The sequence below is a fragment of the Streptococcus parasalivarius genome (genome assembly GCF_054785155.1).
Window position 1 is genome coordinate 103,688 of record NZ_BAABOB010000007.1, and the last position, 22,531, is coordinate 126,218.

Below are 22,531 nucleotides of genomic sequence, written 5' to 3' on the forward strand. Positions count from 1 at the left end.
AAGTAATTTTAAGTACTAGTGGTATAATGAAGAAGCATTAGAAACATTAATGAGGTATTATTATGAAACGACCAGAAGATGATAAAGAATTCATGGAAGTTGTGGGACATTTGATTTCTCATCCACGTTTTCAAAAATTGGATGGGATTGTACAGCACCATCATTCGACACGTTTAGAACACTCGGTTAATGTTAGTTACACTAGCTATAAGATTGCTAAAAAATTTGGCTGGGATGCCAAGAGTACAGCTCGAGGTGGTCTCCTACATGACTTTTTCTATTATGATTGGCGAGTGACTAAATTTAACAAGAGTCATGCTTGGGTACACCCACGTATTGCTGTTCGTAATGCCAGAAAGCTTGTTAATCTGAACAAAAAAGAAGAGGATATTATCCTCAAGCATATGTGGGGAGCAACGATTGCGCCGCCGAAGTATAAGGAATCTTATATTGTTACTATGGTGGATAAGTATTGGGCGGTTAAAGAAGCAGCGACACCTTTACGAAACCGAATCAAAAATCGTAAGTTTTTCCGTCGCAAGACTCTACAAAGCCACCACCAATAATTCATTATTTTTAGGAGATAACTATGGAATCAAATGCAATTTATACAACTAGTGATGCGGGCTTGAATCGCTTTTTCGGAAAGATTTATGGTCTTGTCGGTATGGGAGTGGGACTTTCAGCAGTCATCTCTTATCTGATGCTCTTCCCTCTTTCGCATCTTTTTGTCAATATTCTCATGAATTATTCTTGGGTTTACATGGCAGCACTCTTTTTAGAGTTTGGTTTGGTTTTTTTGGCTAGCGGTGCTGCAAGAAGGAATACACCTGCGGCTCTACCTTTATTTTTGGTTTATTCTGCTCTGAATGGATTTACACTTAGCTTTATCATCGTACAATATACGCAAGCCATTGTTTTTCAAGCTTTCCTCAGCACTGCCATTGTTTTCTTTATCATGGCACTTATCGGGGTTACCATTAAGCGAGATCTATCAGGCATGGCCAAGTTCCTTATGGCAGCCTTGATTGGGATTATTGTGGCTAGCTTGATTAATATTTTCTTTGCAAGTAGCATGATGAGTTTTGTGATTAGTATTGTATCAATTCTTATTTTCTCAGGTTTAATTGCCTACGATAACCAGATGATTAAGAAGGTTTATTATGGTACCAATGGTCAGGTCACAGATGGATGGGCAGTTTCTATGGCACTTAGTCTTTACTTGGATTTCATTAACTTATTCTTGAATATCTTGCGACTCTTTGCTAGACGTAATTAGTAAAAAAAATCAGCCATCTGGCTGATTTTTTTACTGTCTAATAGTTTTTTGTGAGTGTTCCTTGCTGACCTGTGTAAGCGTAGAAAAGTGGATAGTAGTCCCATTTTCCGACATAGCTATCTTTATCTGGGAAAGCCCACTTGTCGTCTTTTTTAGTAAGCTCGACTGAGTAATTATCAAAGATATTTGTCCCTTCAGTCTTTGGTGCTGATGGGTTTACTTCTTTGATTGAATTCGGTAGGTAAGTTTCCATGTAGAATTGTCTTGTCAGTTGGTCGACATTTCCAGCGTTAGCACCATTGCTTTGTAGGTAATTTTTAAGTTCGTCTGTGAGATTTGGGTGATTAGCACCATAGGCATCGTCTGCAGCTTTCATACTGATAGTTGACATGCTGACATTGAATTCTGCCTTATCTTTAGCGACGATAATGTTGTCAACAGTGTAGCTGCCGCGTTCACGGTTAGCAGTTTGAACCCAACCAAAAACTTTTGGAACTTCATCACCGGTTGGTTTGATGTTATCAGTTGCATCATAGCTGTATTGAAGGCTGTCTGAGAAATATTGGTTAAGTTCGCCCTTAGCTTTGTCCAAGTCGTTAGAAACAAATTTGTTGTAGTCTTTGCTTTCGCCACCTAGAAGAACTGCGTTGAAATAAGCATCAACAGCCTTTTTAACATTGGTAGTTGTTTTACCATCGAAATCTTTTAGGTTAGTAGAAACAGTTTGTCCTTCTGTCTTCTCATCCTTTGATTCAAAATAGAGTTTATAGCTTTCGTCGTTGTTAACTTCGAAAAAGAGCGAGACAGTTTTGTAGTCGTCAGCTTCAAGCTTTCCAAAGTCATCTGTAGCATCCTCTACGTTCTTATTTTTGTTGAAGAGAGTAGGGAGGTCACCTTTGTCGAGCTTGCTTGCTGTGACTTTTTTACCATCTTTATCTTTGAGGTAGAATTGTTTAGCAGATGTTTTGAGCTCATTTTCCATATCTTCCGAAGTATTCTCGAGTTTGAATGAGACTTCGACTAGGGTTTGGTTATCCTTGAGCTTGAGGTCGCTTCCTGACATATAGACAATATCGTTAACAGAAAGCTTGGCATCAAGTTTTGGCTTGGCACATGCTGAGAGCGTTAAGATGGCTGCTAGAGCAAGAGCCCCAGAGTAAAGATATTTTTTCATAAATAATCCCCCGTTATTTTATTTAGGTTATAGGTCTATTGTATCATGAAATATGCCTTGAGATTATTAGAAAATGGGGTTTCAAGCCTTTTCTTATGCTATAATAGGATTACTATTGTAAAAAAATGGAGAATAAAATGACAAAAACACCTTTTATTACAGCTGATAAACTTGAACAAATCACTGCAGAATTTCCCACACCTTTCCATCTTTACGATGAAAAAGGTATTCGTGAAACAGCACGTGCAGTTAATGTAGCTTTTTCGTGGAATCCAGGTTTTAAAGAATTCTTTGCTGTAAAGGCCACACCTAATCCAGCAATCCTCAAAATTTTGAAAGAAGAAGGGTGTGGTGTCGATTGTGCGACCGATACAGAGCTTGTCATGAGTAAGAAAATTGGTTTTGATAGTAGCGCAATTAGCTTTACATCTAATGATACACGTGCAGAAGAGTTTGTTTACGCGCGTGATATTAATGCGACAATTAACCTTGATGCTTACGAAGATATCTTTTTCTTGGAAGAGGCTGCAGGGCTTCCTGAAACCCTTTCTTTGCGCTTTAACCCAGGAGGTGTCTTCTCTCTTGGTACTGATATCATGGATCATCCTGAAGAATCAAAATTTGGGATGACTAAGGAACAACTCTTCAAAGGTTATGCCTACCTTAAAGAAAAAGGAGTGCAATCATTCGGTTTGCATGCTTTCCTAGCGTCAAATACAGTAACGAATGAGTATTACCCAACCTTGGCTGCTCAACTGTTTGAATTGGCGGTAGAAATCAAGAATGAACTTGGAGTTAGTCTTGACTTTATCAATTTATCAGGTGGTGTTGGGGTAGACTACACACCGGCCAATAAACAAAATGATATTGCTGTTATCGGTGAAGGGGTTCATGCTAAATTTGATGAAATCCTTGTTCCGAATGATCTTGGACATATCAGTATTTACACTGAACTTGGACGTTTCATGACAGCACCTCATGGCCTTGTTGTTACTAAGGTTCTTCATATTAAGGACACTTATCGTCGTTACGTTGGTGTAGATGCTTCTGCGGTTAACTTGCTTCGTCCAGCTATGTACGATGCCTACCACCACATCACGAATATGACTAATCCAGATGGTGACATTCAAGTAGTTGATGTGACAGGTTCTCTTTGTGAAAATAATGATAAGTTTGCTAAGAACCGTGAATTGCCAGAAGCTCGTATTGGAGATACCTTGGTTATCCACGACACAGGTGCACATGGTTTCTCAATGGGTTACAACTATAATGGACGTCTTCGTTCTGCAGAAATTCTCTACCAAGAAGATGGAACGGCTCGTATGATCCGCCGTGCAGAGACGATGAATGATTACTTTGCTACTCTTGATGGTTTTGATTTTGACATTTAACAAAAAATAAGCTAGGCCTTAAAGGCCCTAGCTTATTTTACTTTAATGATTACAGCTTCAAGAATGATATCGGCTAACTCCTCAGGGGATTCGACACAGCCTTCTTTGAGCCAGAGTGTTAAAATGGTAACAATAGTGCTAACATAAATTTCCAATGAATATTTGGCAGGAATATGATAGCTTTGTTCCATGAGTTCTGTAACATTTTCGATATCAGAGTTAAGGATGGTCTCGATAATGAATTCACGAATCATTTCATTGATGTTTGGAATGTGTGTCATTAAGGTGAGACAGAGTTTTTGATTTTCCTTAAGATATCGTAGCATTTCAGTAACAACACCCTCTTGGTAGGTCATGTCTTCCTGAAGAATACTTGAAACTTTATCTAAAATCTTTGAGAAGGTTGTTTCAACCAAATCTTCTTTATTTGAATAGTAGTAGTAGAAAGTTGGTCTGCTGAGATTTGCCTTCTTGATGATGTCTGTGATGCTGATTTGTTCGAGTGAACTCTCTTCTAAGAGTTCAATAAATGCGTTGACAATTTTTCGTTCGGAAATAGTTGCTTCCTTGAGCATAAATAAACCCCTTTATATAAACATAATAATAATTCCACAGCTTATATAATAACCTATTTTTTTTCTAGAAATCTTACAAGTCCTTTACAGTTGTAAGTGAAAAATACTGAAACTCTCATTTTATCGATATTTTAAACGAAAAAACTTTTTTTCTATACGTTTTTAAGAACCAACGTCTTATTTGTCAGTAGGGTCCATTTTTGCTATAATATAAGGTAAATCAACGTTATAGGAGAATTAAATTTATGAACACCGTCCTTTGGATTATTCTTGTTTTTGTAGCCCTTTTGGGTGGTTTTTATGGAGGCGCATACTTTGCCCGCAAACAAATGGAGAAAGAATTGGCTGAAAATCCTCGTTTGAATGTGGACGCTGTTCGTACCATGATGTCGGCTGCGGGTCAAAAGCCAAATGAAGCAAAAGTGCGTCAAACATATAACCAAATTATCAAACAACAAAAACAAGCACTTGCAGATAGCAAGAAAAAGAAAAAATAATGGTGGGGAGCTGGGACGTGAATCTCAGCTTTTTACATGTAACCTAGGGGATAAGGAGGCAAGATGGATAATCGACCTATAGGATTTTTAGATTCTGGTGTCGGAGGACTGACGGTGGTACGTGAACTTAAACGTCAGTTGCCTCACGAGTCTATTGTTTATATTGGTGACTCTGCTAGGGCGCCGTATGGTCCTAGACCAGCAGAACAAATCAGAGAGTATACCTGGCAGTTGGTTAAATTTCTTCTGACCAAAGATGTAAAAATGATCGTTATTGCTTGTAATACGGCAACAGCAGTAGTTTGGGAGGAAATCAAAGGAGCCTTGGATATCCCAGTGCTAGGTGTGGTTTTGCCTGGTTCTAGTGCTGCCATTAAGTCTAGTCAATCGGGTCATATTGGCGTCATTGGGACTCCTATGACGATTTCCTCTAACATCTATGAACAAAAAATTAAGCATCTGGCACCACAAATGAATGTCTTGAGTTTATCTTGTCCTCGCTTTGCCCCTATTGTTGAATCCAATGAAATTAACTCAAGTGTGGCTAAAAAGATTGTTTATGAGAGCATGGCACCTTTAGTCGGTAAGGTAGATACCTTGGTTTTAGGTTGCACCCATTACCCACTTTTACGTCCTATCATCCAGAATGTTATGGGGCCAAGTGTCAAGCTAATTGATAGCGGAGCTGAAACGGTTCGTGATGTTTCCGTTTTGCTCAATTATTTTGAAATTAATCGTAGCCGTGAAGTCGAAGACAAGACGGAAGAATATTACACCACAGCTAGTGTGCTTGGTTTTAAAGAAATCGCAGAACAATGGCTGGGTGAAGAAGTTGCTGTCCAACATGTCGATTTGGACAAGGAGTTAGAAAATGACTAAATCAATTTTAGAATATAAAGACGAACAAGACTGGTATTTGGCTAGTTTTGGAAGCTACAATCACTTGACTTGTTTTGGTGGTGATGAGGCCTATGAACAATTTGTTGACCTTTTCCAAGCCTTGACTAACGTTTTGGCTGTTAGTGGTTTCCAGTTACATATTGCTAAACATTCTTCAGACCTTCGCTTGGTATCCTTTATTTTGGATTGCTTGAAAGAGGAAACTGGTCGTGACCTAGCTGTTACGCAACATCAAGGGGCCTTGGTAGTTAGTGAAGGAGATAAGCTTGTCTATGTTCATGTGCCTAGAGAAGGTGTCACCTTGAGTGATTTCTTTGGTTCTGATAATCAATCAGACTTTGGTGATGTCTTATTGATTGCGACACGCAATGAAGGAAAAACTAAGGAATTTCGTAAACTATTTGGAAAACTAGGCATTAAGGTAGAGAATCTTAATGATTATCCAGACCTTCCTGAAGTTGCTGAAACAGGTATGACCTTTGAGGAAAATGCACGCTTGAAGGCGGAAACCATTTCTGAATTAACTGGTAAAATGGTCCTCTCAGATGACTCTGGTTTGCAGGTAGATGTTCTTGGAGGTTTACCAGGCGTTTGGTCTGCACGCTTTGCAGGCCCTGATGCCACAGATGCTGAAAATAATGCTAAATTATTGCACGAGCTCGCTATGGTGCTTGATGATAGCAAACGTACGGCGAACTTCCATACAACCCTAGTTGTTGCAGCACCTGGACGTGATAGTTTGGTTGTTGATGCCGACTGGAAGGGTTATATTGGCCGAGAACTTAAAGGTGACAATGGTTTTGGTTATGATCCTCTCTTTTTAGTTGGTAATACGGGTAAAACAGCAGCAGAGCTTTCTGCAGAAGAGAAAAATGAACAATCTCACCGTGGACAAGCTGTTAAGAAACTTATGGAGGTCTTCCCAGCATGGCAGAACAAACAATAATCGTAATGAGCGATTCCCATGGGGATCGTGATATTGTAGCAGATATAAAAAATCGTTATCAAGGAAAGGTGGATGCCATTTTCCACAACGGAGATTCGGAGTTAGAATCAAGTGATCCTGTTTGGGAAGGTATCCATGTAGTTCGAGGAAACTGTGATTATGATTCAGGTTATCCAGAACGTTTGGTCGTTAAACTTGGAGATGTGATTATTGCACAAACACATGGTCATCTCTATGGCATTAATTTTACCTGGGACAAGTTAGATCTTTGGGCGCAACAAGAGGATGCTGATATTTGTCTTTATGGCCACTTGCATGCGGCAACAGCTTGGCGAAATGGTAAGACAGTGTTTATCAATCCAGGTTCTGTTTTACAGCCACGTGGGCCTATCCATGAGAAACTTTATGCAAAGGTGATTATAAACGATGCGAAAATTCGTGTGGAATATTACACACGTGACCATGAACTTTATTCAGAACTTACACAGGAATTTGAACGATGATTGCTAAAGAATTTGAAGATTTTTTGTTGGCTCGTTTAGATAATTATTTAATTCCATCAGATCAGGTTGCTATTTTTATTGATAGTCATAACGCTAATCATGTGGTTTTGCTTTTGACGAGTAACGGTTATTCGCGCGTTCCCGTTTTGACTAAGGATAAGCATTATCTTGGGACCATATCTTTGACAGATATTAAGCGTTATCAAGATGAACATAACTTGCAAGAGTGGGAGATGGTTAACCATGATATCGGGCCGATGACATCAGATGTCGTGGAAACAGTGGAAGATAATGCTAATCTAAACGAGGTAATGCATAAGCTAGTTGATAATCCTTTCCTTCCTGTGGTTGATAGCCAAGGTATTTTCAAAGGAATTATCACACGAAAATCGATTCTAAAGGCGGTTAATAGCCTCTTACATGACTTTACACATGACTATATCATCATTCCAAAAACAACTGACAACTCAGATCACTGATTTTCTGTCTACTAAGGTCATTTCAGAGAGTTCAAAGCAAGCTTATGCTTATGATCTTAAGCAGTTTACAACTTTGATTTCAGGACAAATTGATCAAACCACTTTAAAGCTCTATGAAAACCAACTCAAGGAATGGAAGCCATCCGTACAAAAACGTAAGCGCTCTGCGGTCAATCAATTTTTGCTATATCTCTATCAAAAGGGTGAATTAGCGAAATTTTTCAAACTATCAGAGATGGTAACGCTACCTTCTCAGGAGGATAAGTTGCAGATACTGGATCTTTCGTCGCTTTACGAGGGACGTGAAGGGGCGGGGAAACTGGCCTGTCTGCTGATTCTAGAGTTGGGGCTCTTGCCTTCAGAGATTTTGGAGTTGGACTGGTTCGATATCGACTTGGATTTTGGTGTTGTAACTGTAGCCAAGGGAACGACTAAGCGTGTTCTTAGACTTGAAGCAGATTTGAAACAGTATTTGTTGGCTATTAAAGATGTGAACAGTCAGGGATTGCTTTTGGGTAAGGTCTATACTCGACAATGGCTGTATAAGCAAATCCAGACTTATGTTAGTGACTGTGGCTTATCGAATGTAACTGCTCAAGTCTTGCGTCAGCAATTTATTCTTAGACAAATTGAAAAGGGAACGGGCGCCTTTGAACTTGCTCGTTTACTGGGACTAAAAAGTCCAGTGACCTTGGAGAAATACTATAAAATCTAATGGATATTAAGTTAAAAGATTTTGAGGGGCCACTGGATTTGTTGCTCCATCTGGTTTCTAAGTATGAGGTAGATATTTACGATGTCCCTATTGTTGAGGTTATTGAGCAATACTTGGCTTATTTGGCAACCTTGCAAGACATGAAGCTTGAAGTTGCTGGGGAATATATGCTTATGGCTAGTCAGCTCATGCTGATTAAGAGTCGTAAGCTTCTGCCGACAGTGGTGGAAGCTGAGCCAGAAGCAGATGATCCAGAACTAGAGCTCTTGAGTCAGTTGGAAGAATATGCACGCTTCAAAGCAGCTAGTCAAGAGTTGGCTAAGCAGCATGAAGTGCGGGCTCAGTATTTTTCAAAACCAAAAGTTGAATTAGTTTATGAAGATGTGACGCTGAATCAGGATAAGACCATTCAAGACATTTTCTTGGCTTTTTCAAAAATCATGACTGAAAAGCAAGAAGAAATTCGGCGAAACCACACGACCATTGCGCGTGACGATTATAAAATTGAAGACATGATGCTGATTATTGAGGAAGCATTTGGCTCAAAAAATGAGCTATATCTGGATGAACTTTTCACAGATGCTAAAGATATGAATCAAGTAATCACCCTCTTTTTGGCAACTCTTGAATTGATTAAGGTACATCGCATATCAGTACAACAGGAAACAATTTTTGGCACAATCACACTAAGAAAGGAATGGACGAATGAGTAGTCACTTAGCACGATTAGAAGCTTTACTTTTTGTGGCTGGTGAAGATGGTCTTAGTCTACGTACTATGGCGCAGCTTTTGGAAATGCCAGTGACGGGTCTGACTCAGTCTTTGGAGAAATTGCAAGCTAAGTACGAGGCAGATGAGGATTCAGCTCTGTGTTTATTGGAATCATCAAATACCTATAAGTTAGTGACTAAACCAGATTTTGCAAGTCTCCTTCGTGACTATTCTAAAACGCCTATTAACCAGAGTCTATCACGAGCGAGTCTTGAGGTCCTCTCTATAGTTGCGTATAAACAGCCCATTACTCGCGCTGAAGTTGATGACATTAGAGGTGTTAATTCTAGTGGTGCTATTGCTAAACTTCAGGCCTTCGATCTTATTCAAGAGGCTGGTAAAAAGGATGCTGTCGGTCGTCCTAACCTATATGCGACTACTGATTATTTCCTAGACTATATGGGCATTAACAGTTTAGACGAGCTTGTGGCGATTGATCAACTAGAACTTGAAGAGCAGGAAACGAGTCTCTTTAGGGAAGATGCTTCAGAGGAGCTTGAGGACTTGGACAATTAAGAGTAAACCTTGTTGAAACTAATCATTAAAAATAAAGAAACATAGCAGAGATGCTAGGTAGAAAGGATACAGCTTAAGCTGTAGAAAAAGAATGCGAATTAATAAATATATTGCCCACGCTGGTGTGGCCAGCCGTCGTAAGGCTGAGGAACTGATTAAAGAGGGTCGTGTGACCCTAAATGGTAAGACCGTTACGGAATTGGCAACAATTGTCAAAAATGGTGATATTGTAGAGGTAAATGGTAGCCCAATTTATAATGAAGAGAAGGTCTATTATCTTCTTAATAAACCACGAGGGGTTATTTCTTCGGTATCTGATGAGAAAAATCGTAAGACGGTGATTGACCTCATGCCCCACGTTAAGGAACGTATCTATCCTGTTGGTCGTCTTGACTGGGATACGACGGGGCTTCTTATTTTGACTAATGATGGTGACTTTACCGATAAGATGATTCACCCACGTAATGAGATTGACAAGGTTTATTTGGCGCGTGTCAAAGGTATCGCGACCAAGGAGAACCTTCGTCCTTTGACTCGTGGTGTTGTCATTGATGGTAAGAAAACAAAACCAGCACGTTACAATATTATCAAAGTAGACCATGAAAAGAACCGTTCAGTTGTTGAATTGACAATTCATGAAGGGCGTAACCACCAGGTTAAGAAAATGTTTGAATCAGTGGGCTTGCTTGTTGATAAGTTGTCACGTACGCGTTTTGGTACCCTTGATTTAACAGGGCTTCGCCCAGGTGAATCACGCCGTCTGAATAAGAAAGAAATCAGTCAGCTTCATAACGCTGCTGTCAATAAGGTTAAATAATGAAAAGATTTCTGATTGCCTTAGTAAGGGCTTATCAGAGATGGATTTCTCCACTATTTCCACCCTCTTGCCGTTTTCGTCCAACTTGTTCGGTTTATATGATCCAAGCAATAGAAATGCACGGTTTAAAGGGAGTTCTTATGGGAGTTGCCCGTATCTTAAGATGTCACCCTTTATCAGAGACTGGCGATGATCCGGTGCCAGATTATTTTAGTCTAAAACGTAATAAAACTCCTTTGGATAAATGAATCCAAAGGAGTTTTTCTATGCTTAAGTTTTTGACCAAGTTTTTGGCAGGAAGAGGAGTAGTAAAGGATAAATTTCCAAACGTCCTGCAATCATAGCAAATCCCATGATGAGCTTAGACAAAGGACTGAAAATAGCAAAGCTATCACTCGTTCCAAGTAAAGGTCCAATATTGTTAAAGGTTGAAGCAGCAGCGCTTGTCACAATCAAGAGGTCTTGATTATCCAGTGATAAAACAGTGACTAAACTTAGTATAATGAGTACATATACAGCTAGATATTTAAGAACACTGTGTTGTGTTTCTTTATCAATAACACTTCCATTGATATGAAGTGACAGGATACGATTAGGATAGAGACTAGCTAGGGTCTGATTTCGTGCAATCTTAGCAATAATCATAGCACGGATAACCTTGAAACCACCGGCAGTAGAACCTGCTGATCCCCCGATAAACATCAGGAGGAGTAGGATATACTGAGAAAAGAGTGGCCATTTGGTAATATCCGTTAGACCAAAACCGGTTGTTGTGATGATATTTGACACTTCGAAAAATGAGTATTTGAAAGAGTCAGCCAAATTGTGGTAAATTCCAAAAATATTGAGGATAATCAAACCAGTTGAAATAGCCACAATCGCAAAGTAGGTACGTAGTTCTTCATCTTGGAAGAAAAACTTGATTTTACGAAGGAGGATATAGAAATAAAGGTTGAAGTTAACCCCAAAGAGTAGGGTACCAACAGTAACCACATAGGTAATCAGATCGCTGTGGTAGTGGGCAATAGAGTCATTATAGACAGCAAATCCCCCAGTACCTGCGCCCCCCATAGCAGTGATGATACTATCAAAGATTGGCATACCGCAAAGCCAGAGAATAACAGCAAAAATAACAAACATAGTCAGATAGATGATGTAAAGAATCTGAGCTGTATTTTTGAGCTTGGCAACGACTTTACCAAATACTGGACCAGGCACCTCTGCACGCATAACCTCATGGTGACCATTTTTACTGTTGTTCATGATGGCTAGGGCAAAGACCAATACCCCCATCCCTCCAATCAAGTGGGCGAAGCTTCGCCAGAAAAGTAGGGAGTGGGTAAGTACTCCAGTATCTGTGAGAATAGTAGCCCCCGTGGTTGTGAAACCAGAGCTCATCTCGAAAAAGGCATCAATGACACTTGGGATCTGACCAGCAAAGACGAAGGGCAATCCTCCAAAGAAAGACCAGAGCACCCAACAGAGGGCTACAATAAGCATTCCTTCTTTGGTGTAAATATGGTAGTTCTTCGGTTTAAAGAGAGTACCAAGCACCCCGAGAAAGAAGAGAATCCCCATCGTACCCAAGATGCTGGCAAATACTTTAGCATCTTCTTGATAAATAAGAGCGACGATAAGTGGCACAACCAAGAGAGCAGCCTCAATCAGTAGGAGCTTGGCAATAAGAAAACGGACAATAGATCGATTCATGGTGGCTTACCTCTTCAACAAGTCGTAAATGTGAGTTACATTTTGTAAGAGTGTAACGACCACGATTTTATCCCCAATAGCGAGTCTGTCTTCTCCTGTTGGGAAAATAGATTTTCCATTGCGGATAATAGCAGCGATAAGGACACCGTTAGCAAGTTCAAGCTCAGAAAGTTTCTTTCCGGCGATTTTGTTATTTTCCTTAATTTGGAATTGCAAGGTTTCGATACGACCATTAGCCACATGGTGAAGGGCATCAAGACTAGAGTCTTTGGCATTAAAACGCCCGCGTACAAAGTGCATTACAGTGTCAACAGCGATACTCTTAGGAGTGACAATTGTTGTTGTCTCACGTGGATCGATAATCTCTAAGAGACTAGTACGGTTAACCTTAGTAATATTCTTGTGAATACCAAGGCTTTCGAGGAACATAGAGGTAATGATATTTTCCTCATCTACTCCAGTTAGGGTAGCTACGGCATCATAACTGGCTGCACTTTCCTCGAGAAGAAGGTCTTTAGCAGTACCGTCACCTAAGATAACAGAAACTTCAGGGAAGACCTGACTAAAGGTTTGCGCACGGTCCATTTTTTGCTCAATCAATTTGACCTTAATACGATTGTTTTTCAAGATATTGAGCAAGTAGTAGGAGATGCGCCCAGCACCAATCAACAAAAGTTTTTTGATGCTTTTTGGCTTGATGTAACTGTGGAAAAGTGCCATATCAACACGTTTACCAGTGACATAAATCTTATCCCCAATTTGCATGGTAGCATTTCCATCTGGAATGATGAGTTCACCCTGACGGTGAATCGTACAAACTAGAATATTACCGAATTTCCTACGGAATTGTTCCATTGTCATACCAGATAATTGGCTATTTTCAGTAACTTTAAATGCCATAAGAATAACGCGTCCATTAGCAAAAGTTTCAACTGATAGGGCGTTTGGAAATTCAACTGTATTGGCAATATAGCGAGCTGTTAAAAGTTCAGGGTTAACTACTAATGAGAATCCAAGAAAGTTCTTGTCTTTGAAATAAGCATTAGAGTATTCTGGGTTACGTACGCGAACAATAGTTTCTTTGGCACCCATTTGTTTAGCCAGAACCGCTGAAATCATGTTCACCTCATCTTTATCGGTCATTGCGATAAAGACGTCACAGTTGCTAACCTCGGCTTGTTCCAAAATTTTAAAATTAGCCCCATTTCCAGCAAAGCCCATAACATCATAGCGTTTGCTGAGGCGTTTGAGGACCTCTTCCTTTTCTTCAATTAAAATAACATCGTGCTTTTCTTCAACAAGAGAACGACAGAGTGCGGTACCGACCTTACCGGCACCTACGACAATAATACGCATGAGTTACCTCCAAATAATCATTACTATGATACTCTATTTTAGCGGAAAAATCACCCTTTTCAGCTAGCTTTATCAACTATTCTTATTTAAGTGAATAAAGGTAAAATTTTTCTTTAAATTGTCTTGACTTTTAGACCAGAAGTGCTAAAATATATTCAAAGATTCGTTATTTTAAATCTAACCTGTCATGATTTAAGCTAATGAACGTCCACAACCATGTCGTCTGCTGAGCTTGACTCCGGGCGACATGGTATTTTTTATGTCTAGGAGAATTGAGATGTCACGTAATCATATTGTCTTGTTTGAACCTCGTATTCCACAAAACACCGGAAATATTGCCCGTACCTGTGCAGCGACTAATAGCTCTCTTCATATCATCCGTCCTATGGGCTTTCCAATTGATGACAAGAAAATGAAACGTGCAGGTTTAGACTACTGGGATAAGCTTGACATCACTTATTATGACAATTTGGCAGATTTCATGTCTAAAAATCAAGAGGGGCGTTTGCATTTAGTCACGAAATTTGCGGATAAGACTTATTCAGAAGAGGCCTATGCCGATGGTGAGGACCACTATTTTATGTTTGGTCGTGAGGATACAGGCCTACCTGAAGATTTTATGCGTGAGCATCCTGAAAAAGCTATTCGTATTCCGATGAATGATGAACATGTACGTAGTCTAAATGTGTCCAACACTGTTTGTATGATTGTTTACGAAGCGCTTCGTCAGCAACAATTTGAGGGGCTAGAGCTGAGTCACCGTTATCAGCATGATAAATTAAAATAGATACTTCATTTTGTTTTAAAAGAATAATTATAGTCATTGACTATCAACAGATTAGAAATCCATAATTTGAGAACCTTGTCACCAAGGTTTTTTTATGTTATCCTTAAAAGGTCTTCAGGGCAGGGTGAAACTCCCGACCGGCGGTGATTCTTTGGATAAGTCCGCGAGCGCAAGCTGATGAGGTGTAATTCCTCAACCGACAGTACAGTCTGGATGGAAGAAGACCAGTCTTTTTGCGTAGGCTCTTTTTGGCATGGGCAAATCCATTGGGAACTTCTTTCAAATTGTTAAAATTTGGAGGAATTTTTTATGACAAACACACGTAAATTGGCTTACATTGCCATTTTATCCGCAGTTTCATTCTTGTTGCTTTATTTTTCATTTCCATTGATTCCAGCAGCAGATTTTTTGAAGGTTGATTTTTCAATCCTTCCTGTTCTTATTGCCTTGGTTATCTTTGATTTTAAGAGTGCCATTGGTGTTCTCTTGCTTCGTTCATTGTTGAAGCTCTTGCTAAACAATGGTGGACCAGGATCAATGATTGGACTTCCTATGAATTTTGTTGCTCTAGGCGTCTTTGTTTGGGGCCTAAGCTATTTTTGGAAGAAAAATCAAACAAGCAAGAATTATATTCTTGGTTCTGTTTTAGGAACTGTTTTGCTTACAGTTGCTATGGTTATTCTTAACTATATTTATGCAGTACCACTCTATGCTAAATTTGCCAACTTTGATATTGCGCAATTTATAGGTCTCTATAAATACCTTTTCGCTATGGTAGTACCTTTCAATTTACTTGAAGGTTTGATTTTTGCGCTAGCCTTTGCTTTGATTTATGCTCCACTTAAGTCTATTCTAGTAAAATTATAAATATGAAACACAAACACACACATTATACTTATGCTTCTTTTGCCTTATTGTTATTTGTTGCTCTCGGTTATATGGTTAAGTTCTATCCTGAAGCCTTGACAGGATTTGATAGCAACATTCAAACTTGGGTTCGAGGAGGCTTACCAGTAGGATTGACACGCTTTTTTAAAACGATTACCATACTTGGGAATACGCCTGTACAGGCTATTATTGCAATCGTAGCAGTCATCTGGCTTTATCTACGTCAATATAAATCAGAAGCTATCTTTGTGGGAGCCAGTGGGCTTCTCGCTAGTATCTTGATTGTAAGTTTGAAGTATATTTATCAGCGTCAGCGCCCATCAATTACGCATTTAGTGCACGCTAGTGGTTATTCTTTCCCTAGTGGTCATTCTTTGGGAACCTTTATGATTCTTGGAGCAATTGCCATTGTCCTTGCTCAGCGTTTGGAGAAAAAAGAATCTAAAATAGTAGTTTATGCTATTACTGGGCTTCTGATTTTCCTTGTTGGACTTTCGCGTATTTATGTAGGTGTTCATTATCCAACAGATGTTTTAGCTGGCTTTACCTTAGCCTTTGGGTTGCTTAATGCGATTTATCCAACTTATGACCGCATTCGCTTTGAATGGCGATTCCAAAGTAAACAGAAATAAAAAAACATGTAGTTTTAAACTGCATGTTTTTTTGATACAAAGGAAGGTCTTTCCTATATAAAATGTATAAAAATAGCTTATTTTGACTATTGTTCTGTTAAAAATGCATTAACCGTATATTAATTATATTACAATTATGATATAATGTTTTTAAAATTTCGAAATAAAGGAGTGTCTCTTGAACATAAAAGACAGCATTGGACTAAGAATCAAAACTGAGCGTGAACGCCAGCAGATGTCACGTGAAGTGCTATGTTTAGATGGTGCGGAATTGACTGTTCGTCAGTTAATTCGCATTGAAAAAGGGGAGTCGCTCCCGTCTTTGGATAAATTATCTTATATTGCAAAACGTCTAGGAAAAAATATGACCGATTTATTGGATCATGATAATATTACTATCCCTGACGAATACTACGAGATGAAGAATCGTCTGATTAAGTTTCCAACGTATAGAAATCCAGAAAGAATAAAGGCTAAACTTGCCTTAATTGAGGAGGTCTATGAGAAATTCTTTGAACTTCTCCCAGAAGAAGAATTGTTAACTCTAGATATTTTGGAAAATATTTTGAGCTTTACTAGTTGGGAAGAGAGTCCTAAAGTTGAGGAGATATATGAAGACTTGTTTGAACAAGTCAAAAGGAAGAGGAAATTCTCAACTAACGATTTATTAGTTATTGACTACTATTTCTTCCATCTTTATGGAAGAAAACAGTATGATAAAAAACTTTTTGAAAGAATCGTAAAGAGAGTATTAAATCAGGAAATTTGGACAGATGATGTCTATAATATTGTTTTGTTTAATGATTTGATGGCTATCGCTGCTTTGAAGATTTTTCACAATTCCTTCTCAGACTTCTTAACAGTTGTGGATAAAGCCTTAGCTGTTATAGAAAAATCGCAATTCTATAGCTATAAACCTAGTGTTTTTGTTCTCAAAGCCAAATATGAACTTCTTCATAAAGGAAACAAGAAAGAGGCTGCAGAAAATTACGATAAGGCCATAATGTTTGCTTCCGTTTTAGAAGACTCGGTGCTAGAAGAAAGTATAAAGGCAGGTAAAGCGGCAGATGGTTTATAGAAATGGTGGTGACATAAATGTCACTACTTTTTTAATGGTTAAATGTTTACTATAGAAACATAAATAACAGTTAAAAGGAGTTTTATTTTGAAAAAACTAAAATTATTTACACTATTCTCACTACTTATCACTATCTTGCCTTATTTTGCAGGTTGTCTTTAATAAGGAGTCACCATGTCAAAATATCCATATATTTCACAGGTTGATCAGCGTGATTGTGGTGTCGCTGCCTTGGCCATGATTCTTAAACACTATGGTTCATCTTATAGTTTAGCTTATTTGCGAGAGTTGGCTCAGACTTCTCGTGAAGGTACTTCTGCGCTTGGTTTGGTGGAAGCGGCCAAGCAGTTGGGTCTTGAAACTCAGGCTATTCGTGCGGATTTAGACTTGTTTAAACAAGAAAACCTATCTTATCCTTTTATTGTACATGTGGTTAAAGAAGGTGGGCTGCAACATTATTATACGGTGTTTGGTCAAATCAAGGGGCAGCTTGTTATTGGTGATCCAGATCCTAGCAAGAAGGTCATTAAAATGCCCTTAGAGGAATTTGCCAAAGAGTGGACGGGAGTTGCTCTCTTTTTTGTTCCAGGAGAAGCCTATACTAAATACAAAGAAGATGTACCTGGACTTCTTTCATTTTTACCAATTTTGTTTCGTCGTAAGGGTTTGATTGCAGTTATTGTCTTGCTGAGTTTTCTAGTGACCCTAGTTAATATTATTGGTTCTTATTATTTGCAAGCTATTATCGACCGCTTGATTCCTCAGGAAGCCTATAATCTTCTGACCATGATTTCGCTAGGCTTATGTATCTCTTATCTTGCTCAACAAGTTTTTACTTTTTTCAAAGATTATCTTCTACATCGATTGGGTAATTACCTGTCCATTGCTGTCATTCTTCCTTATATCAAGCATGTCCTTTCCTTACCTATTAGTTTCTTTAGTTCACGTCGTACTGGTGAAATCACGTCACGTTTTGGAGATGCCAACACCATTATCGATGCTCTAGCTTCAACGATTTTATCGATTTTCCTAGATGTGACCATTGTGATGACTCTAGCTGTGGCTCTTATTGTACAAAATCAGTCACTTTTTGTGATGACTCTCACAGTAGTTCCTCTTTATGTTTTAATCATTCTGGCATTCTATAAGCTTTTTGAGAAAGAAAATTATCAATTGATGGAGGCAAATAGTCAGGTCAATACCGCTGTTATTGATGATTTGCGAGGCATTGAAACCTTAAAATCCTTGAGGGTTGAGGAAAGACGTTATCGGGAAATTGAGGTGAAATTCCATGACTATTTGAAGAAGTCCTTGTCTAAGGCCAAGTGGCAATTAACGCAGGATGGGTTAAAGACAGGGGTTCAGTTAGTTTCTAATGTCTTTATCCTCTGGTATGGGGCACAATTGGTCATGGAAAGGCAACTTTCTGCGGGTCAGTTGATTACCTATAATATGTTGTTAAATTATTTTACAACTCCTTTAATTAATATCATCAATCTCCAATCTAAAATTCAGCAAGCCAAAGTCGCCAATAATCGTCTTCAAGAAGTTTATGTTGTAGACAAGGAAGAAAAAGGAAAACTTAAAGAGTTATCTTTTAAACAACTTGCTTTTAAAGGAGTCAGTCACCGTTTTAGTTATCAGCAAGAGACTCTTAGTAAGATTGATTTAACGATTCATAAGGGTGAGAAAATCGCCCTCATGGGTAAAAGTGGATCTGGAAAAACGACCTTAGCTAAAATGTTGTCAGGTTATTATACGAAATCTAGTGGTCATGTAACCCTAGATAAAGATGCTATTAGCCATGCGGAGTTGCGCCAGTTGGTAACCTATGTTCCACAACAGACCTATGTGTTTACGGGAACCATTTTAGAAAATCTGCTATTAGGATTTGAAGGAGAAGTTGACGAGAAAAAGCTTCTTAAGGTTTGCCAACAAGCTGATATCTTAGAGGATATTCAAAAAATGCCACTAGGCTTTCAGACCCAACTATCTGAAGACGGTGGTCTATCAGGTGGTCAAAAACAACGCTTGGCTATAGCGAGGGCTCTCTTGTCCAAACAGCCTATCTTGATTTTTGACGAAGCTACCAGTGGTCTCGATAGTGATACTGAAAGCAGGGTCATGGCTAACCTTGCTAAGATTAAACGAACAATGATTTTTATTGCTCACCGCAATAGTGTACGTCAACATGTCAGTCGTGTAGTGACCATGGTGAGTGGCCAGATTGAGTCAGACAGTCCTAATTTCAATCCATTCCAGTTTATTTAAAATAATCTTCCTATTATATATGTAGAAAACTTAAGAAGTCTAAATTTTCACATCTTGCACCTATCTTATTAATATAGTATACTGGTAGCAGACTATTAAGAGGTGTAAACATGTTAGAGGCATATAAAAATTTTTGGTTAGGCTATCTCGATTTTTATGGTCGTACAAAACGATCAGACTATTGGTGGGTTGTCTTGATTAATGGAATTATCGGTAGTTTGATTTTCCTACTGATGGACTTACTTGGGGAAACAAGAGCTGCTGGCTTTACATTGACAGCTTTCATTCTATTTATAGCAGCAACGGCGCTTCCTACAATTTCTATTCAAATTCGTCGTCTGCGTGATGCCAATTTCAATGTTGCTTGGATTGTATTAAAAGCAACTCCATTAACAGTAGCTCTTTGGGTGATGTATGCCTTTCCCACAAGAGATTCAAAATAACTCCAATATAAAAAGGGTGAAACTAGTTAATCTAGTTCCACTCTTTTTTCTTATAAAATAAAGCTACCTATAAAATAAAGCTACCTAAGAGGCTAACCAAGGTGAAGCTGATAGTTGCATAAAATATAGCGAGACGGGTTGCCTGGATAGGCTTATAAAGTCTAATAAGTGTTAGGACACACCAAATAAAGAGTACTGTGACAAACCAACCTGATAGTAAGCGACGTGGCGTTACACCATAGAGTGCTATATAAACGCCAAAGAGTTTCCAGCCGGCGATAAGGGCAAAGAGGCTAGCAAAAGTAAAGAGTAGGGTACTCAGCAAACGAAGCCCCTTGTGGGTGAAGAAGTTTTCTTTAGAAAAAATGTAAAGTCCAGCTAGGATTCCCAAGTTAAGGGTAGAGACTCGAACTAATTGCCAGAAGCCCTGAACAGCAATATGTGAGGCTTGATGGGCTGGAATGTTGACTTGGTTGAGAGAAAGGAGTTCTCCCATTTGACTAGTGGCAGTTAATATGAATAGGGCATAAGTAAGGCAGAGGCTTCCGAGTACGATATAAGCTGCTACTTTTGGAAACTGACGGGTTGTTTTAAGACGGCCTTCAAATCGTTTTTGACTAAGTGGCTTTTCTTTTGCCAAATAGGTTGCAATGAGTTGAGCAAAAAGTCCTAGAGCCAGAGGGATACTAGTTATTAAACGAGAGAACAATAATCCGTTATCCTTGAAGGTGATAGTAAAATCAAGTAGAGTAGCAAGTGTCTGGAAGAACTGTTGCCAAAGTTGTCCGAAAGCAGGCAAGACCTGACTAAGCTGACTAGCAGCGAATACAGTCAGTACCAAGGCAATCATGATACTAATGAGAATCATCCATTTGTGGTTCTGAACTGCGTGTTTTTCTTCTTCAGAGAGCTCTTGTTTAGGTGCTGTTTTATAGAGTAGTGTCCAGGCTCCGATAAAGAAATATTTCAGTGGGAAGATGCAGCTAGTGTATATGAGGTCTAGCCAAACCATAATTCCCAAACGGTCTTGACTACTTTGTTCAGTACGTGCCATTAAGTAAAGGAGGATACTCGCATGAAGGCAAAGAATCTGAGCGTTCTCCCAGTTGTCGTGCAGACCCCAAAGACTAATTTGTAAACCTTGTAGTAGACTAGTGACCATAAATATTGCCGATTCAAGTCGCATTCCCTTTGCTTTTCCACCTAATAGACGGCAGCCCAGTTCAATCGTACTTATCAAGACAACGGTTGCTGGAAAGGCAAAGGAAAAATGGGTCAAGTAAGTGACATATAGGAAGCAGGCCACGAGACAGGCGACAATCAGTCCCTTAATTTTCCAAATGTCTTTTGGTGAAAAATATTCCAAGAGTTTCTTGGTTCTGGTTTGAAGACTAGTCTTTTCGTCGGAATATTCCTGGGAGACTAGCTGTAAATTAGTAGTATAGTTATTTGTTTCCATCATAATTCTCCTTTTGGATGTTAGTCCAAAAAAGACTTTATCATAAAAAAAGTTTGATTTTGACACCCAACTGTAAAATTACTAAAAATAGGTCTATGGACTTAGGTCTGGAGAATGAGTTGGAAAAATAGGTGAGTAAAAAATATTGTGCTCACATTGAATGATAGATTGTACGGGCTATATTGTCAGAAACTGTCAAATGCTAAAGATAGTTTTTTAGAGATTAACTGTTTGTATCCATTATTAGATATTGGAAAAGACTTTTTCTTTGTCAAACAATTGATATTTTTAGGTGATAGTATTTTCTTATCACCTTGATTATGTTTAAGTATTAGTTAAGCTTAGTGAATTCTGTTACAATAAAAACAATCAATCTCAAAGGAGAGTATTATGAAACTTAAAAAAATTCTTGGAATCACAGGTGTAGCCATTGCTTCAGTAGCTTTGCTTGCTGCATGTTCATCTAAATCATCAAAAGAAGCATCTAAATCTTCAGGTGCTAAAGAAACAATTAACTTTGCCACTGTTGGGACAACAGCACCGTTCTCATATGAAGAAAACGGTGAATTGACTGGTTACGATGTGGAAGTGGCTAAAGCAGTCTTCAAAGACTCTGACAAATATGAAGTGAAATTCCAAAAAACAGAATGGTCTTCAGTCTTCACAGGTCTTGACTCAGCTAAATACCAAATGGCTGGGAACAATATCTCTTATTCAGAAGAACGTGACCAAAAATATCTCTTCTCATATCCAATTGGTACCACACCAGCTGTTTTGACTGTTCCTAAAAATAGTGATATCAAGAAATATGATGATATTGCTGGACACTCAACGCAGGTTGTTCAAGGAACATCGACAGCTACTCAATTGACAGAGTTTAATGATAAACATTCAGACAAGCCAGTTGAACTTAACTACACAAATGAAAATATTACACAAATGTTGACAAGTTTGAATGAAGGCAAGTACGACTTCAAGATCTTTGATGCACCAACTGTTAATGCAATCATCAAAAACAATAAATTGAGCAACTTGAAGACTATTGAGCTTAAATCTGATCAACAACCATACATCTATTTCTTGTTCGCAGATAACCAAAAAGATCTTCAGAAATTTGTAAACAAACGTTTGGAAGAACTCCAAAAAGATGGTACTTTGGCTAAGTTGGCTGAAAAATTCCTTGGAAATAAAGATTATATTCCAACTAAAGACGCTTTGAAAGTTCCAAGTAAAAAATAAGAAAGGAGCTGGGAATGATTCTCAGCTTTTTCATATAATTAAAATCTAGGACACGTTATAGTTAAAAACTATAGATATATACAATTATAAACAATTTGCTACAAT

General features: G+C 38.6%; 25 protein-coding genes and 1 riboswitch. Of the genes, 20 read left to right on the forward strand and 5 right to left on the reverse strand.

All coding sequences use genetic code 11. The features are described 5' to 3' along the window. Window positions 1-62: 62 nt before the first annotated feature. Window positions 63-566 carry an HD domain-containing protein gene (locus ACYVQ1_RS07905; protein ID WP_002883682.1) on the forward strand — a complete coding sequence of 168 codons (504 nt, stop codon included), beginning with the start codon at window positions 63-65 and terminating at the stop codon, window positions 564-566. Window positions 567-589: 23 nt separating this feature from the next. Next, window positions 590-1,279 carry a Bax inhibitor-1/YccA family protein gene (locus ACYVQ1_RS07910; protein WP_049545705.1) on the forward strand — a complete coding sequence of 230 codons (690 nt, stop codon included), beginning with the start codon at window positions 590-592 and terminating at the stop codon, window positions 1,277-1,279. A gap of 37 nt (window positions 1,280-1,316) precedes the next feature. Here the strand turns inward: ACYVQ1_RS07910 and ACYVQ1_RS07915 are convergent, their stop codons facing one another. Next, a complete protein-coding gene (locus tag ACYVQ1_RS07915; protein ID WP_461250351.1) occupies window positions 1,317-2,453 on the reverse strand; it encodes a DUF5105 domain-containing protein in 1,137 nt (378 codons plus the stop codon). A gap of 137 nt (window positions 2,454-2,590) precedes the next feature. Here ACYVQ1_RS07915 and ACYVQ1_RS07920 point away from each other — a divergent pair, with 137 nt between their 5' ends. Then, on the forward strand, window positions 2,591-3,844 hold the full coding sequence (locus tag ACYVQ1_RS07920; RefSeq protein WP_461250352.1) for a diaminopimelate decarboxylase: 1,254 nt from the start codon (window positions 2,591-2,593) through the stop codon (window positions 3,842-3,844). A gap of 32 nt (window positions 3,845-3,876) precedes the next feature. Here ACYVQ1_RS07920 and ACYVQ1_RS07925 read toward each other — a convergent pair whose 3' ends face one another. After that, window positions 3,877-4,419: a TetR/AcrR family transcriptional regulator gene (locus ACYVQ1_RS07925; RefSeq protein ID WP_037598967.1), complete on the reverse strand. Its 543-nt coding sequence runs from the start codon at window positions 4,417-4,419 to the stop codon at window positions 3,877-3,879. 245 nt (window positions 4,420-4,664) lie between these two features. On the opposite strand from ACYVQ1_RS07925, the gene ACYVQ1_RS07930 reads away from it, so the two are divergent. The 10 genes from ACYVQ1_RS07930 to yidD all read left to right on the forward strand — a co-directional run bounded on the left by ACYVQ1_RS07930 (window position 4,665) and on the right by yidD (window position 10,811). After that, window positions 4,665-4,916, forward strand: coding sequence for a YneF family protein (locus ACYVQ1_RS07930; RefSeq protein ID WP_002883695.1), 252 nt, complete (start codon window positions 4,665-4,667; stop codon window positions 4,914-4,916). Between the two features lie 63 nt (window positions 4,917-4,979). Further along, window positions 4,980-5,795, forward strand: coding sequence for a glutamate racemase (gene racE, locus ACYVQ1_RS07935; RefSeq protein WP_002889898.1), 816 nt, complete (start codon window positions 4,980-4,982; stop codon window positions 5,793-5,795). Next, window positions 5,788-6,762, forward strand: a complete 975-nt coding sequence (locus ACYVQ1_RS07940) for a nucleoside-triphosphate diphosphatase (RefSeq protein ID WP_461250353.1) — start codon at window positions 5,788-5,790, stop codon at window positions 6,760-6,762. Before racE ends, ACYVQ1_RS07940 begins: the two co-directional genes overlap by 8 nt. Beyond that, window positions 6,744-7,265 (forward strand): metallophosphoesterase, encoded by a 522-nt coding sequence (locus ACYVQ1_RS07945; protein ID WP_002889900.1) that lies wholly within the window; start codon window positions 6,744-6,746, stop codon window positions 7,263-7,265. The genes ACYVQ1_RS07940 and ACYVQ1_RS07945 overlap by 19 nt, the downstream gene beginning before the upstream one ends. After that, window positions 7,262-7,744, forward strand: coding sequence for a cyclic-di-AMP-binding protein CbpB (cbpB, locus tag ACYVQ1_RS07950; RefSeq protein ID WP_037600258.1), 483 nt, complete (start codon window positions 7,262-7,264; stop codon window positions 7,742-7,744). The genes ACYVQ1_RS07945 and cbpB overlap by 4 nt, the downstream gene beginning before the upstream one ends. Continuing rightward, window positions 7,698-8,459: a site-specific tyrosine recombinase XerD gene (gene xerD, locus ACYVQ1_RS07955; RefSeq protein WP_461250354.1), complete on the forward strand. Its 762-nt coding sequence runs from the start codon at window positions 7,698-7,700 to the stop codon at window positions 8,457-8,459. The genes cbpB and xerD overlap by 47 nt, the downstream gene beginning before the upstream one ends. Then, window positions 8,459-9,172: a segregation/condensation protein A gene (locus tag ACYVQ1_RS07960; protein WP_461250355.1), complete on the forward strand. Its 714-nt coding sequence runs from the start codon at window positions 8,459-8,461 to the stop codon at window positions 9,170-9,172. Before xerD ends, ACYVQ1_RS07960 begins: the two co-directional genes overlap by 1 nt. Continuing rightward, entirely contained in the window at window positions 9,165-9,746 is a 582-nt protein-coding gene (scpB, locus tag ACYVQ1_RS07965; RefSeq protein WP_002886533.1) for an SMC-Scp complex subunit ScpB, read from the forward strand. Before ACYVQ1_RS07960 ends, scpB begins: the two co-directional genes overlap by 8 nt. 91 nt (window positions 9,747-9,837) lie before the next feature. Continuing rightward, entirely contained in the window at window positions 9,838-10,563 is a 726-nt protein-coding gene (locus ACYVQ1_RS07970) for a pseudouridine synthase (protein WP_002883686.1), read from the forward strand. Then, window positions 10,563-10,811 carry a membrane protein insertion efficiency factor YidD gene (gene yidD / locus ACYVQ1_RS07975; protein ID WP_002886534.1) on the forward strand — a complete coding sequence of 83 codons (249 nt, stop codon included), beginning with the start codon at window positions 10,563-10,565 and terminating at the stop codon, window positions 10,809-10,811. The genes ACYVQ1_RS07970 and yidD overlap by 1 nt, the downstream gene beginning before the upstream one ends. A 22-nt stretch (window positions 10,812-10,833) precedes the next feature. On the opposite strand, the gene ACYVQ1_RS07980 is transcribed toward yidD, so the two are convergent. Then, entirely contained in the window at window positions 10,834-12,273 is a 1,440-nt protein-coding gene (locus ACYVQ1_RS07980; protein ID WP_048790667.1) for a TrkH family potassium uptake protein, read from the reverse strand. Window positions 12,274-12,279: 6 nt separating this feature from the next. Then, window positions 12,280-13,629 (reverse strand): Trk system potassium transporter TrkA, encoded by a 1,350-nt coding sequence (trkA, locus tag ACYVQ1_RS07985; protein ID WP_201041271.1) that lies wholly within the window; start codon window positions 13,627-13,629, stop codon window positions 12,280-12,282. 277 nt (window positions 13,630-13,906) lie between these two features. Between trkA and ACYVQ1_RS07990 the strand changes: the two genes are divergently transcribed. The 6 genes from ACYVQ1_RS07990 (at window position 13,907) to ACYVQ1_RS08015 (ending at window position 19,728) form a co-directional block, all read left to right on the forward strand. After that, window positions 13,907-14,416 carry a tRNA (cytidine(34)-2'-O)-methyltransferase gene (locus tag ACYVQ1_RS07990; protein WP_461250356.1) on the forward strand — a complete coding sequence of 170 codons (510 nt, stop codon included), beginning with the start codon at window positions 13,907-13,909 and terminating at the stop codon, window positions 14,414-14,416. 106 nt (window positions 14,417-14,522) lie between these two features. Continuing rightward, a riboswitch (FMN riboswitch) is annotated at window positions 14,523-14,645 on the forward strand. Between the two features lie 80 nt (window positions 14,646-14,725). Further along, window positions 14,726-15,283, forward strand: coding sequence for an ECF transporter S component (locus ACYVQ1_RS07995; protein ID WP_461250357.1), 558 nt, complete (start codon window positions 14,726-14,728; stop codon window positions 15,281-15,283). A gap of 2 nt (window positions 15,284-15,285) precedes the next feature. Beyond that, on the forward strand, window positions 15,286-15,936 hold the full coding sequence (locus tag ACYVQ1_RS08000) for a phosphatase PAP2 family protein (RefSeq protein ID WP_461250358.1): 651 nt from the start codon (window positions 15,286-15,288) through the stop codon (window positions 15,934-15,936). A gap of 178 nt (window positions 15,937-16,114) precedes the next feature. Further along, entirely contained in the window at window positions 16,115-17,014 is a 900-nt protein-coding gene (locus tag ACYVQ1_RS08005; RefSeq protein ID WP_049545716.1) for a helix-turn-helix transcriptional regulator, read from the forward strand. Between the two features lie 174 nt (window positions 17,015-17,188). Further along, window positions 17,189-19,285 carry a peptide cleavage/export ABC transporter gene (locus ACYVQ1_RS08010; protein WP_461250359.1) on the forward strand — a complete coding sequence of 699 codons (2,097 nt, stop codon included), beginning with the start codon at window positions 17,189-17,191 and terminating at the stop codon, window positions 19,283-19,285. 110 nt (window positions 19,286-19,395) lie between these two features. Next, window positions 19,396-19,728 carry a DUF805 domain-containing protein gene (locus tag ACYVQ1_RS08015; protein WP_070838885.1) on the forward strand — a complete coding sequence of 111 codons (333 nt, stop codon included), beginning with the start codon at window positions 19,396-19,398 and terminating at the stop codon, window positions 19,726-19,728. Window positions 19,729-19,795: 67 nt separating this feature from the next. Here the strand turns inward: ACYVQ1_RS08015 and ACYVQ1_RS08020 are convergent, their stop codons facing one another. Beyond that, entirely contained in the window at window positions 19,796-21,187 is a 1,392-nt protein-coding gene (locus tag ACYVQ1_RS08020; protein WP_461250360.1) for a DUF4153 domain-containing protein, read from the reverse strand. Window positions 21,188-21,577: 390 nt separating this feature from the next. Here ACYVQ1_RS08020 and ACYVQ1_RS08025 point away from each other — a divergent pair, with 390 nt between their 5' ends. After that, window positions 21,578-22,426 carry an amino acid ABC transporter substrate-binding protein gene (locus tag ACYVQ1_RS08025; RefSeq protein ID WP_347105730.1) on the forward strand — a complete coding sequence of 283 codons (849 nt, stop codon included), beginning with the start codon at window positions 21,578-21,580 and terminating at the stop codon, window positions 22,424-22,426. The last annotated feature ends 105 nt before the right edge of the window (window positions 22,427-22,531 follow it).